Origin of the sequence: Actinopolymorpha sp. B17G11, assembly GCF_040196095.1 — a bacterium.
Taxonomy (GTDB): domain Bacteria; phylum Actinomycetota; class Actinomycetes; order Propionibacteriales; family Actinopolymorphaceae; genus Thermasporomyces.
Genome location: NZ_JBEFTW010000034.1, coordinates 56,273 through 69,700, shown reverse-complemented (window position 1 = coordinate 69,700; position 13,428 = coordinate 56,273). Strand labels below are relative to the sequence as shown.

The 13,428-nt window shown below is 69.5% G+C and carries 9 protein-coding genes; 7 read left to right on the top strand and 2 right to left on the bottom strand.

Annotation, left to right across the window (positions count from 1 at the left end):
* Nucleotides 1-49: 49 nt before the first annotated feature.
* Together ABN028_RS27645 and ABN028_RS27640 are read left to right on the top strand one after the other, a co-directional pair.
* Complete coding sequence (locus ABN028_RS27645; protein WP_349698656.1) at nt 50-1,210, top strand: pyridoxal-phosphate-dependent aminotransferase family protein; 1,161 nt, start codon at nt 50-52, stop codon at nt 1,208-1,210.
* On the top strand, nt 1,207-4,176 hold the full coding sequence (locus ABN028_RS27640; RefSeq protein WP_349698655.1) for an FAD-binding and (Fe-S)-binding domain-containing protein: 2,970 nt from the start codon (nt 1,207-1,209) through the stop codon (nt 4,174-4,176). The genes ABN028_RS27645 and ABN028_RS27640 overlap by 4 nt, the downstream gene beginning before the upstream one ends.
* An 18-nt stretch (nt 4,177-4,194) precedes the next feature.
* Here the strand turns inward: ABN028_RS27640 and ABN028_RS27635 are convergent, their stop codons facing one another.
* A complete protein-coding gene (locus ABN028_RS27635; RefSeq protein ID WP_349698654.1) occupies nt 4,195-4,611 on the bottom strand; it encodes a hypothetical protein in 417 nt (138 codons plus the stop codon).
* A 14-nt stretch (nt 4,612-4,625) separates the two neighbouring features.
* Nucleotides 4,626-7,067 carry a hypothetical protein gene (locus ABN028_RS27630; protein ID WP_349698653.1) on the bottom strand — a complete coding sequence of 814 codons (2,442 nt, stop codon included), beginning with the start codon at nt 7,065-7,067 and terminating at the stop codon, nt 4,626-4,628.
* A 171-nt stretch (nt 7,068-7,238) separates the two neighbouring features.
* Between ABN028_RS27630 and ABN028_RS27625 the strand changes: the two genes are divergently transcribed.
* The 5 genes from ABN028_RS27625 to ABN028_RS27605 all read left to right on the top strand — a co-directional run bounded on the left by ABN028_RS27625 (nt 7,239) and on the right by ABN028_RS27605 (nt 13,421).
* Nucleotides 7,239-9,326, top strand: a complete 2,088-nt coding sequence (locus tag ABN028_RS27625; RefSeq protein WP_349698652.1) for an alpha-galactosidase — start codon at nt 7,239-7,241, stop codon at nt 9,324-9,326.
* 3 nt (nt 9,327-9,329) lie between these two features.
* Entirely contained in the window at nt 9,330-10,514 is a 1,185-nt protein-coding gene (locus ABN028_RS27620) for a mandelate racemase/muconate lactonizing enzyme family protein (protein ID WP_349698651.1), read from the top strand.
* Between the two features lie 230 nt (nt 10,515-10,744).
* Nucleotides 10,745-11,713, top strand: a complete 969-nt coding sequence (locus ABN028_RS27615) for a hypothetical protein (RefSeq protein ID WP_349698650.1) — start codon at nt 10,745-10,747, stop codon at nt 11,711-11,713.
* 55 nt (nt 11,714-11,768) lie between these two features.
* Nucleotides 11,769-11,921, top strand: a complete 153-nt coding sequence (locus tag ABN028_RS27610; RefSeq protein ID WP_349698649.1) for a hypothetical protein — start codon at nt 11,769-11,771, stop codon at nt 11,919-11,921.
* Between the two features lie 54 nt (nt 11,922-11,975).
* Nucleotides 11,976-13,421: a form I ribulose bisphosphate carboxylase large subunit gene (locus ABN028_RS27605; RefSeq protein WP_349330245.1), complete on the top strand. Its 1,446-nt coding sequence runs from the start codon at nt 11,976-11,978 to the stop codon at nt 13,419-13,421.
* Nucleotides 13,422-13,428: the final 7 nt, after the last annotated feature.

Here is a 13,428-nt window from a genome sequence, read left to right as displayed (position 1 = left end):
CGGGGAGTATGTTCTATCTCATATCGACCGTCAAGGGAGGATCCTCACGATGCCGACCGGTCGCCACTTCCTGCAGATCCCGGGTCCCACGAACACACCGGAGCGGGTGCTGCGGGCCATGTCGGCCCCGACCATCGACCACCGCGGTCCGGAGTTCGCCGCGTTGGGTACGGAGGTGCTGTCCAGCCTCGGCCCGGTCTTCGGTACGACGCAGCCGGTCGTCATCTTCCCGTCCTCCGGGACCGGCGCCTGGGAAGCCGCACTCGTCAACACGCTGAGCCCGGGCGACACCGTGCTGGGTTTCGAGACCGGTCACTTCGCGACGCTGTGGAAGGACATGGCACGCGACCTCGGCCTGGCCGTCGACTTCGTACCCGGCGACTGGCGGCACGGTGTCGACCCGGCGATCGTGGCCGAGAAGCTGTCAGCCGACACCGGCCACGAGATCAAGGCCGTCCTCGTCGTCCACAACGAGACGTCGACGGGTGTGACCAGCCGGGTCGCAGAGATCCGGCAGGCGATCGACGCGGCTCGGCATCCCGCCCTGCTGCTCGTCGACACCATCTCCTCGCTCGGGTCGATCGAGTACCACCACGACGCGTGGGGCGTCGACGTCACGATCGCCGGTTCGCAGAAGGGCCTCATGCTGCCACCAGGCCTGGGCTTCAACGCGGTGAGCGAGAAGGCACTCGCGGCCTCGGCCTCCGCCGGGTTGGCCAGGTCGTACTGGAACTGGCGGCCCATCCTCGAAGCCAACCGGCGCGGCTTCTTCTCCTACACGCCCGCCACCCATCTCCTCTACGGGCTGCGCGAGGCGCTGCGGATGCTTGCCGAGGAAGGGCTTCCCGAGGTGTACGCACGACACCAGCGGCACGCTTCGGCGACGCGAGCGGCCGTGCGGGCCTGGGGTCTCGAAGTGCTGTGCGCGGACGAACGCGAGCACTCCGGCGCACTCACCGCGGTCCTCGTGCCGCAGGACCACGACGCCGACAAGATCCGGTCGGTCATCCTCGACCGCTACGACATGTCGCTCGGCGCCGGCCTCGGAAGGCTGGCCGGCAAGGTGTTCCGGATCGGGCACCTCGGCCACTTCAACGACCTCATGCTCGCCGGAACCCTTGCGGGCGTGCAGATGGGGCTGGTCGCGGCGGGCGTACCGATCGATCCGTCCGGCATCAACGCCGCCCTCACCCGGCTGCAACAGCCATGACGGCTGCCGCCCGGGGCCCGGCCGGAGACTCGGGCCGAAATCTGGCGCCAAGCCTGGCAGCGGACCTGCCGCGTGAGCTCGCCGTGCGGCTCCGGCGCGACCTGGACGGCGAGGTGCGCGACGACGACTACACCAGGGCGCTCTACTCCCGCGACGCGAGCATGTACGCCATCACCCCGCTGTGCGTCGCCTTCCCGCGGCACGCGGGCGACGTGGCCGCTACGGTCGCGGTCGCGCGGACCTACGACGTGCCGGTGCTCCCGCGCGGTGCCGGCACGAGCCTGGCGGGGCAGACGGTGGGGCCGGGGCTGGTGCTGGATCTGTCGCGGCACATGACCCGCATCGTCGGCCTGGACGCCGAGGCCCGCGTCGCCCGCGTGCAGCCGGGCGTCGTGCAGGACCAGCTGAACCGGGCCGCCGCCGCGCATGGCCTGATGTTCGGGCCCGACACGTCGACCAGCAACCGCGCAACGCTGGGCGGGATGATCGGCAACAACTCGGCCGGCAGCGGATCCGTGCGCTACGGCATGACGATCGACCACGTCCGCGAACTCTCGGTTGTGCTCTCCGACGCGTCGACGGCACACTTCGCGCCGATGGACGAGCCGCACCGTGCCCGTCAAGCACGTCTTGACACGCTCGAGGGCAGCCTCTGTCGGGAGCTGCCACCGCTGCTGTCCGCGCACGAGTCCGCGATCGCGCGCGACTTCCCGGCGTACTGGCGACGCGCCGGCGGTTACCGGCTGGACCGGCTGGCGGCCGGACTCGCTTCGACGCCGCCGGCGTTCGATCTGGCGAAGTTCGTCGTCGGGTCGGAAGGCACGCTCGTCATCGCGACCGAAGCGCTGGTCGACCTCGTGCCGAAACCACGCCGCACGGTCATCGCCGTCGGCCACTTCGCCTCGACCATCGCCGCCGTCGAGGCGACCGAGGACGCGATGGCGTGTGACCCGTCGGCTGTCGAGCTGATGGACCGCACGATCCTCGACCTGTCGCGGGCGCGGATCGAGTACGCCGATCTCGCCACGATTCTGGTCGGCGATCCGGCGGCGCTGCTCTTCGTGTCGTTCACGGGTGATGACGAGGAGGAGCTGCTCGGCCAGCTCGACCGGCTCACCGCGCGGTGGTCGAGGCACGGCCACGGCTACCACACACTGCGTGCGGAAACCCCTGCCCAGCAGGGCGCGCTGCTCAAGGTCCGCAAGTCCAGCCTCGGCCTGCTGATGGCCGCCAGCAGCGGCACCCGACGTCCGCTGGCGTTCGTCGAGGACACGGCCGTTGCGCCCGAACACCTCGCTGCCTACACGAAGCGGTTCGCGGACATCCTTGACAAGCACGGCTTGACAGCCGGCTTCTACGGGCACTGCTCGGTGGGGTGCCTGCACATCCGGCCGTTCGTCGACGTACGCCTCCCCGAGCAGGTCGAGGCGATGCGCGCGGTCGCCGAGGAGGTGAAGGACCTGGTGCGCGAGTACGGCGGCGTCAACTCCAGCGAGCACGGCGACGGTCTCGCGCGCAGTGAGTTCAACCGCGAGCTCTACGGCGACGAGCTGTACGCCGCGATGCGTACGGTCAAAGGGCTCTTCGACCCGGACAACCGGATGAACCCGGGCAAGATCGTCGACGCCCCGGCGATGACCGAGCACCTGCGCGACGCCGCGTTGCCGCCGGCACCGACCGTCAAGACCCGCTTGACGTTCGACGTGGTGGGCGGCGGGATGCGGGACGCGGCCGACCGGTGCATGAACATCGGCCTGTGTCGCAAGACCGACGCCGGAACGATGTGCCCGTCCTACGTCGCGACCCGAGAGGAGGAGCACGCGACCCGCGGCCGGGCCAACGCGCTCGTCACGGCCCTCTCCGAGCCCGACCCCGTGCAGGCGCTCGGCGACGAACGCCTACACGAGATCCTCGACCTGTGCCTCATGTGCAAGGCCTGCAAGAGCGAATGCCCGCTCGGCGTCGACATGGCCGCGCTGAAGGCCGAGGCGGTCGCCCACCACCACGACCTGCATGGCACCCCCCTGCGTTCGCGGATCTTCGGTGCGATCCGCACGCTCAACCGGCTGGGCTCGGCGACCGCGCCGGTGTCCAACCTGGTGAACCGGATCCGCCCGTTGCGCCACCTGCTGGAGCGCACGCTCGGTATCACCGCGCGCCGCCCGCTTCCGTCGTACGACCGGCCATCCCTGGTCCGTTGGTTCCGCGGGCACGCCAGGCAAGGACCGGTTGACGCCGGACGGGGCGAGGTGACGCTGCTCGCCGACTCGTTCACCACCTACACCGAGCCGGCGATCGGACGGGCCGCGGTCGAGCTGCTCGAGCACGCGGGTTTCGTCGTCCGCCTGGAAGACAAGGGCTGCTGCGGCCGGGCCAGCTACTCCAAGGGCATGCTGGACGACGCGAAGCGGAAGGCCGCCGCCCTGGCCGAGCAGCTCGCGACCACCAGCGCACCCGGCTCCCCGATTGTCGGGTGCGAACCGTCCTGCATTCTGACGCTGCGCGACGAACACCGAAAACTCCTCCCCGACGACCCGCACGTGGCCGACATCGCCGGCAGGGTTCGACAGGTCGAGGAGCTGCTGGTCGAAGCGATCGACGCAGGTGCACTGCGGCTCGGCGACTCGTGGCTCGCCGGCCGGCGGATCCTCTACCACGGCCACTGCCACCAGAAGGCCGAGGTGGGTACGACGGCGACGATCGCCCTGCTGCGGCGAGTTCCCGGCGTCGAGGTGGTCGAGCTGGACGCCGGCTGCTGCGGGATGGCGGGCTCCTTCGGGTTCGAGTCCGAGCACTACGACCTGTCGATGACGGTGGGCAGCGACCGGCTGTTTCCCGCGATCGAGGCCGAGGCCGACCGGACCGTTGTCGCGGCAACCGGCGTGTCGTGCCGGCAACAGATCAGGCACGGCACCGACCGCGCGGCCTGGCACCCGCTCGAGCTCGTCCGTGCGGCCGTCCAGTAGCCGGCAACATGCACGTTTTCACCCACCGCACCGAACCGGGTTGTCGACAAGGCCGCCTGGGTTCACGAGCTCACCGCAGAGGTTGCGGCCGAGCACTGCCCAGTCGTTGTGGTTGGTGTAGGTGGTGTCGTTGATGCCGTCGGCCTTCGGGTGGAACCAGAGCTGGGTGAGCTGCTTTTCGTTGGCGAATGCGAGGACGGCACGCAGGTTCGAGTCCACTCCTTCTTCGAAGAAGAGATCGACGCCGTTGGCCGTCCGCCACACGTTGTCGAAGTACGTCGCGATGCCGACCCGCGGGGTCTTCACCACCCGGTTGGGCAGCCGTTCGACATCGACGTACGACATCATCGTCCGCACCACCGCGCTGCTGCCCGAGGAGTATGCGATGTGGAGCCGGCCGACCGCACTCGTCGGATCTGGCGGAACCCATGCCATCGCCGGACGGTAGTTCACCGCACTCGGATGCGTGTCGAGCAGGTCGGTGTTCTCCCAGCGGCCCGAAGGGGGTCGAGGCGCCACAGGTCGAGACGGTCGGACTCGTCCGCGAGCAGTGCGTAGATCCGGCGCTTGCCGGCCAGCGTCGCCTCCACGACTGCGGGTGAGAACCGGGAGTCGGCCGGCCGAGCCAGCGTGTCCCCGTTCGCCGCGACGAACGGCTGCGGGACCTTCCACTCGCCATGACGCGTACGCCGCTGAACGCGGTATTCGCCGCCCGGGTCGGTGTAGGCAAGGTAGACCGTCCCGCCGGATCCCAGCGCCAGCGAGGGACCGCCACGACTCGCGCTGCCGGCGAGCTTCTGCCACGGCGTCCGCCTGATGCTGCCGTTCTCCGCGATCAGCGAACGCTGCCACAGGCTGCCGTCGAGTCCGTTGGCGACGATGAGCATCTCCTCCTTGCCCGCGGTCCGGACCGTGACCGCGTCGGCCGCCGCCGCATCGGTCGGCAACGCCAGCGGCTTGCCACGCGACCAGGTGCCTCCGGCGCAGTCGCCGGGAGTGGGCTTCGGGCAGTTCCAGGTCGAGTCGGAGTCGGCGTACTTCAGGTCGCCGCCCCACGGGTAGATCATCTGCAGCTTCCCGTCGAGCCGGGCGAGCGCCGGTGGCAGATACGTGTAGGTGTAGGGAATCCGCACCTTGTTCCAGCGCGTGAACTCACAACCGCCACCGCCGAGCGCGAGGTTCGCGTACGCCCGCACGGTCGTCCCCACCGGTGCGAACTCGCCGTCGCGGTTCCAGTCGACGTGGCCGCCCGCGCGGTCGACGTCGTAGCCGTAGACGCTCTCGAGCCGGTCGAAGAACCCCGCCGAGGCGCCCTTCGCGACACCGGACTCCTTCAGCGCCGCGTTGTTGAGCGCGGGTCCGTCCGTCGTCGAGCCGTCCGCGAACCCGGCCTCGCCCGAGTCGAACGCGTAGTTCATCAGGCTCGGGTAGTTGGGCTTGCAGTTGACGTCCGGTTCGGCGCCGAGCAGGCCGCCGTGGCCGAGCCCGAGTGAGTGGCCCGTCTCGTGCGGCGCCACGAAGGAGCTGTTGAAGTTGTACGACGCGGTGAGGCCGAAGCCGGTCTGGCCGCCGCCGGTCCCGTAGCCCAGGGCGTACCGGAAGATTCCCCGGCGCGTCGGCTTCATCGCGGTCTTCCAGGCGTTCGATGCCGTGACTCCGACGTACGACCCGTCGACCTGGATCGCGTCGACCGCGGAGTAGCCACCCCAGTCGCCGTAGATCGTGGCGTCGTCGGCCGTCTCAGGCTCCTGCCCGGTGTCGAGGTGGACGGCGATACCTGTCTTGCCGTCGGGGTTACGCAGCGAGGCGGCGTGCGCGGCGCGCGCGGACGGGCTCGTGGTCAACGCGTCACCGTACTGGTCGGCGAACTTCCGGGCGACACTCGCCAGCATCCTCAGCTCGGTGTCGTCGTCGTTCTCCTGCTTCGTACGCCGCATGAAGTCGACTTCGACGAAGAGGTCCTTGTGCCGGGGGTTGGCGCCCCAGCGCGGAAGGAGGAGGCGTTCGGAAACGCCGTCGCGGGTCACCGTGCCGCCGACCGTCTCGAGGCCGTCGGAGATGCCGTCGCCGTCGCTGTCGCGCAGATCCGCGACCGACGCGCAGTCGACGCCAGGCACGGTGTCGGTTCTCCTCGCGCAGGTCCCCAGAGCGGCTTCCAACTCGCGGCCGAGACCGTCGCCGTCGGCGTCGGCAGCGTAGAGCGCGGCATCGTTGCGGACCAGGCGAGCGCGCTCCGTGGTGGTGCTGGTCGTGCTCGCGCTTGCGAGGACGACCGAGCGACTGCCGAGCGGTGCGTCCAGGACGAGCTCCGCGCCGGCAGCGCCGACGTCCCTGCGCTCGATGGTGCGTCCGTCGCGACCCAACAGGTAGAGCCGGTGCGCGGTGGACTTCACTCCCGGCAGCGGAACGCTGGTGATCTTCTCCCCACCACGAAGACTGGCGAGATAGGTCGGAGACCACCGACTGAACGTGACCGGCCGCTCCGAACGGAACTTCCCTCTCGTCGTCACGAGGGTCGCGCTACCTGCCGTCGCGCTCGAGGCCGCCCGGAGTACGACGTAGTAGGGCGCACGCAGCGGGGCGGTGTAGGTGAGTCGAGCCGCCTGTCCCGGTCCACTGTCGTCGTCCATGGCCACCTGCCGGCCGTTACGGTCCAGCAGGTGCAACACCGGGTCGGCGCCCGAGGACAGTCCGGTCGTCTCGACCGTGACCGTCTGGCCCTTCTTCAGGACGTATCCGACCTCCGTGACGCTGGACGGCTCGACCTCCCAGACCCGCGGAGCGCCCGCGGCCTCCGACAGCGCCGCCGAACTGGCCGTCGCTGCCGGCGCGGTCGCGGCGACGAGACCGGCGACCGCCAGTCCCCACAACCCTGCCCTGATGGAGAACATCGGACCCCCCAGAACCTTCGGTCGGGGCTGCGGTCAGCAGAACCCCGGTAGCGAGCGACGTGAAACCTCGGGTGGACTACGTCGGTCGCGACGTGACCGGTTCGCGGTTCCGGCAAGCACGCCTGAGGCCGGCGCCGGGGACTACCATGCAGGGCCCGGAGGGAGGCCGCCATGTCCAGCACCATGACGACCGGAGGTTGCCGGGGGCCGGCCCGGTCGATGACGTACGCACTGTCCACGGCCACACACGGTCTGCTCACGCAGCGACTCGCGCTCGACGGGCAGCAGTCGTGGACGGTCGAGAACCGCGGGCCGGTCTTCACCGTCATCGTGGACGGCGTGACGATCACCGGAGACGCGCCCGGCCTCGAGGTCGGGGAACCTGAGGTGACGCCCAGCGCTGGCGGGGCGGTCGACGAGCGGATCTCCTGCCGGTGGGCCTCGGGCGGAAGCCCTGACCTGGCGATCGACTGGCACGTCCGGCGCTACCCCGGCCTGCCCGTCGTGGAGACCTGGACGAGCGTCACCAACCGTGGTGCGCAGCCCGTCACCGTGGAACGGATCGACTCGCTGGGGCTCGCCCTGGCCGGCGGCGATCTCGACCTTCTGTCGCACACGAGCGGATGGGGACTGGAGTTCGACGGCGTACGGGAGAAACTCGCCGGTTCCCGCACGCTGGGCACACTGCGCGGGCGCTCGTCGGCCGACCAGCATCCGTGGTTCGGGCTGGTCCGCGCGGCCGACGGTGCCGTGCTGTGTGGCGGGGTCGCGTGGTCCGGGAACTGGGTCGTCCGCTTCGAGCAGGCAGAGGACCCAGCGAGCTTCGTCCTCACCGGGGGGTTGCACGACACCGGGTTCGCGACGGCTCTGGACGCGGGCCAGACGGTCACCGCGCCCCCTGTCGTCCTCGCACTGGGCTACGGCGGCGATCTCGACACCGCCTCCATCGCGCTGGCCCGAGCCGCGCGGGCGCACTGGATCCCGCGCTCCGCACTCGCCGACCGGCTGCCGGTCGAGTGGAACCACTGGTGGACGTATGAAGACCACAGCATCGACGAGGCCGTCTTCACCGCCAACACCGACGCCGCCGCCGAGCTCGGTGCCGAGGTGTGCACGCTCGACGCCGGGTGGTTCGGGCCGGCGGAGGCGACCTCCCAGTGGACCGACATCCGCGGCGACTGGGACCAGGTCAACACCGTGCGCTTCCCGTCGGGCCTGCGCTCGCTCGCCGACCACGTGCACGCACGCGGCATGAGTTTCGGGTTGTGGTGCGAGATCGAGGCACTCGGGCCGAAGGCCGCCGTCGCCACGCGGCGGCCCGACCTCCCCGCGCTCCGCGACGGCGAACCGCTCGGCTACGCCTGCCTGGGCAATCCGGCCGCGTGGGACTGGGCGCGCGAGACGCTCGACCGGCTGGTCCGCGTGCACGGCGCCGACTGGATCAAGCTCGATTTCAACCTCGACCCCGGCCTCGGCTGCAACCGCACCGACCATGGCCATGGCGCGCACGACGGGCTCTTCGCGCACTACACCGGCTACTACCGCCTGCTCGACGTCGTACGCGCCGACCACTCCGATCTCGTCCTGGAGAACTGTTCCTCCGGCGGGCTGCGGATCGATCTCGGCATCCTCCGGCGTACGCACCTCACGTTCCTCAGCGATCCGGACTGGCCCGAGCACGGACTACAGCTGCTGTGGGGCGCCTCGCTCATGGTGGCCCCGAACCAGTTGCTGCACTGGGGGTTCTGCGAGTGGTACGGCGACCACCGCCACCAGACGTTCGACCCGCGGGATCCGGCGCTCGCACCGCACCAGCTCGACTACTACCGGCGGATAGCGATGCTCGGTGGCACCGGCCTCTCGATCGGCCTGGTCGACCTGCCGGACTGGGTGCGCGAACGGCTCCGCGCGTCGGTGCGGACCTACCAGGAGCTCGTCCGGCCTTACGTGCACACCGCCGACCTGCACCGGCTGACCGCATCGCCGCGGCGGTTCGGGGAGGGCGAGCGGTGGGCGGCGGTGCAGTACGCCGTGCCCGACGACTCCGCCCACCTGGTCCTGGCCTTCCGGTTGCCGGGGTCGGTTGAACCGTCGCGGGCGGTCCGGTTGCACGCGCTCGACCCGGCACAGGCCTACGACGTGCACTGGCACGACGCCGACCGCCACGACGTGCGAACCGGCGAGGACCTGATGGCGCTCGGGCTCGAGTTCGCCCTGCCGGTGGAAGGTTCGGAGCTCGTCGAGATCAGGAGGCGTTGAGCGGTGGCTACGCCGACGATCGAGGCGGTCGACTTCTTCTATCTCGCCATGCCGGAGATCCGCGCGATCGGCGACGGCAGTCAGGACATGCTGCTGGTCCGCGTGCGCGCCGGCGGCCACACCGGTTGGGGCGAGTGCGAGGCGTCGCCGCTGGCCTCGATCGCGGGCCTGGTCGCGCCGATGTCGCACAGCGCCTGTCAACCCGTCCTTGCCTCGGTGCTGGGGCAGCCGCTGCGCGACGTGGCCGACATTTCTCGTATCTCCCAGCTGGTCAAGGCCAACAGCCTCGACCTGCTGCAGGCCGACCACACGCTGTCGGGTATCGAGATCGCGATGTGGGACCTGCTCGGTCGGCGGCTCGCCGCTCCGGTGTACGAGTTGCTTGGTGCCGGGCGGGCGTTGCCGAAACGTGCGTACGCCTCGGCGTTGTTCGGGGACACCCCCGAGGAGACGTACGCGAAGGCACTTTCCGTTGCTGGGCAGGGATTCCGGGCCGCGAAGTTCGGATGGGGTGCCTTCGGTCGCGGGACCGTCGAGGACGACGCCGCCCACATCCACGCTGCCCGAGACGGCCTGGGACCCGATCGGAGCCTGCTCGTCGACGCGGGCACGGTGTTCGGCGAGGACATCGACGCGGCGGCGCTGCGACTCCCCGCACTCGCGGACGCGCGGGTCGGCTGGCTCGAGGAGCCGTTCGTCTCCGGTGCGTTCGGTGCGTACCGCCAACTGGCGGCGATGACACCAGGGGTGCCGCTCGCCGCTGGCGAAGGTGCCCATGACCCACACCAGGCGATTCATCAGGTCGACCATGCGGGGATCGGGTACGTCCAGGTCGACACCGGCCGGATCGGCGGGATCGGACCGGCCGCGCGGGTGGCTGCGTACGCCGCCGAACGCGGGGTGCAGTTCGTCAACCACACCTTCACCTCGCACCTGGCACTGTCGGCCTCGCTGCAACCGTTCGCGGGGGTGAGGGACGCATCGTTGTGTGAGTACCCGGTGGAGGCGTCCGCGTTGGCGATGGCTCTGACGGCCGATCACCTGCTCCCCGATGCGAACGGCGAGATCGTCGTGCCGGCAGCGCCGGGACTGGGGGTGAGCGTGCAGCCCGACGCCGTACGCCAGTACCTCGTCGACGCCGAGATCCGGGTCGCCGGCAGGACGCTCTACCAGACGCCGGAGTTGTAGCCGGTTCGCGGCCGGCGTGGCAGGGCCCGCGGCCGGCGTGAGCGGCCGGCGGAGCGGGTCGGCCACGCCAGCCGCGGTTCATGATCAAGAGGCACGAAACGGGGAAAATGAGCCCGAAATTGCCAGGTTTCCGCCTCTTGATCATGAACCATGATCTCGGGACGGTTCGCCGGTGTTCGGGGGCAGCCAGTGGTCGGGGCTTGTCGGTGGTCGGGGGCATGATCGTCTCTGTGTCGCCACCACACCGGCCGGACCAGGCGGTTCCCGCATACCTGGCGGACCAACCCTTCCTGCTCCGGGAGGCACGACAGCTCGGACTGTCCGAGGACGTTGTGCGCGGTCAGCGGTTCCGGCGCGTGTTTCGAGGCGTCTACGTCGGCGCAGGTACCCCCGACTCCGTACGGCTCCGTGCTGGGGCCGCGCGGCTCCTGCTCCCTGACGCGGCTGTCTTCAGTCACCACACCGCCGCACAACTAGGCGACCTTCCGGTCCCGGACGAGCCGGCGATCCATGTGACCCTCCCCCAGGAGCTGCAGCGGCGGCGAGTCCCTGGCATCGTCACGCATCGGTCCCTGTCGGTCACCGCGCGGTCGTTTGCGGGGTTCGCGGTGACGACACCGGAGCGGACCTTCCTCGACCTCGCGAAGCAGCTTTCCCTTGTCGATCTGACGGTTCTCGGCGACGCGATGGTGCGGCGACACTTCACGACCGCCGAGCGCCTCCGTGAGGCTGCCTCCGCTGCCAACGGCCGCCGTGGCGTCCCGCTCGCCAGGAAGTCGGCGGCTCTCGTGCGCCCGCGGGTCGACTCGCCGATGGAGACCCGCGTACGCCTGCTCGTCGTGCTCGCCGGCCTGCCCTGCCCCGAACCAGGCCGCGAGATCCTCGATGAGTACGGCCAATGGGTCGCGACCCCCGACCTGCTGTACCGCGCACAGCGGATCGCGATCGAGTACGACGGTGAACTGCACTACCGGCGCCGGTGCAAGTGGCGACAAGACCTCAGCACTCGCGACCTGCTTCGCGAGATGGGCTGGCACGTCATCGTCCTCACCGCCGAGGATGTCTTCCGGACGCCGTTGCACACGCTCCACCGTATCCACGACAGCCTCGCGGGTCGTGCCTATCCACGACTTCCGGCCACCCTCGACCCGCGCTGGGAGCAGCACTTCCCGCCACGGTTCGACACACTCAGCGCCTGACAGCCGCAGCATCCGACAGCCGCAGCGTCCGAGACCCGCGCTTCCGACGCCCGCAGTGTCTGACACACCAACACCCGGAGGAGCGCCCGACTTCGGTGACGTCGGCGGCGACGGGCCCGACCACCTTCGAATGCTCGACTGGATCGTCGACACCCTTGTCCGCGTGATCGACGAGACCCACGTCGACCACTTTCTGGCGCATAGTTGATCGACTGTCCGGGTACGCCTGCATGAGCACGCCCCACGTCTTCGAGGAGCACCTATGACGTCGGACGACACCATGCAGCGCTGGGGCGCCGGAGTGATTCCGTACGCCGAAATGGGTTACTGGCAACCCGACTACGTGCCGGAACCGTCCGACATCCTGGCGGCGTTCCGCATCTGTCCCCAGCCTGGCGTCCCGCCCGAGGAGGCCGGCGCGGCGGTCGCCGGTGAGTCGTCGACGGCGACGTGGACGGTGGTCTGGACCGACCGGCTCACGGCGTACGACCGCTACCAGGCCAAGTGTTACAAGGTCGAACCGGTCCCGGGCAAGGAGGGCGAGTACATCGCCTACGTGGCCTATGATCTCGACCTCTTCGAGGAGGGGTCGATCGCGAATCTCACCTCCTCGATCATCGGCAACGTGTTCGGCTTCAAGGCGTTGAAGGCACTGCGGCTGGAGGACATGCGCATTCCGCCGCATTACACAAAGACGTTCCAGGGGCCCGCCCACGGCATCGTGATGGAACGCGAGTACCTCAACAAGTACGGACGCCCGCTCCTCGGCGCCACGGTCAAGCCCAAGCTGGGGCTCTCGGCCCGCAACTACGGCCGAGTGGTCTTCGAAGCGTTGCGCGGTGGGCTGGACTTCACCAAGGACGACGAGAACATCAACTCCCAGCCGTTCATGCGGTGGCGGGACCGTTACCTGTTCTGCATGGAGGCGGTCAACCGCGCGCAGGCCGAGACCGGGGAGATCAAGGGTCATTATCTCAACGTCACGGCCGCGACGATGGAGGACATGTACGAACGCGCCGAGTTCGCGAAGGAACTCGGCAGCGTCATCGTGATGATCGACCTCACCATCGGCTACACCGCGATCCAGTCGATGGCGAAGTGGGCCCGCCGCAACGGCATGATCCTCCACCTGCACCGGGCGGGCCACTCGACCTACACCCGGCAGAAGACGCATGGGGTGAGCTTCCGCGTCATCGCCAAGTGGATGCGCCTGGCCGGTGTCGACCACATCCACGCCGGTACGGTCGTCGGCAAGCTGGAGGGCGACCCCAACTCCGTCGCGGGGTTCTACGACACGTTGCGGCTCAACCACGTCGAGCCCGATCCGGTCAAAGGCCTCTATTTCGAACAGGACTGGGCCTCGATGCCCGGCGTCATGCCGGTCGCGTCGGGCGGGATCCACGCCGGCCAGATGCACCAGCTGCTGCACCACCTCGGCGAAGATGTCGTACTCCAGTTCGGTGGTGGCACCATCGGCCACCCGATGGGAATCGCGGCCGGCGCCGCCGCCAACCGCGTCGCCCTCGAAGCGATGATCAAGGCCCGTAACGAAGGCCGCGACTATCTCGCCGAAGGCGAGGACATCCTGCGCGACGCCGCGAAGCGCAGCCATGAGCTCGACGTCGCGTTGACGACCTGGGGCGACATCAGCTTCACCTACGAGTCGACCGACACGCCCGATGTCGTCGAGACGCCCACGTCGGTGTGAGGGAAGG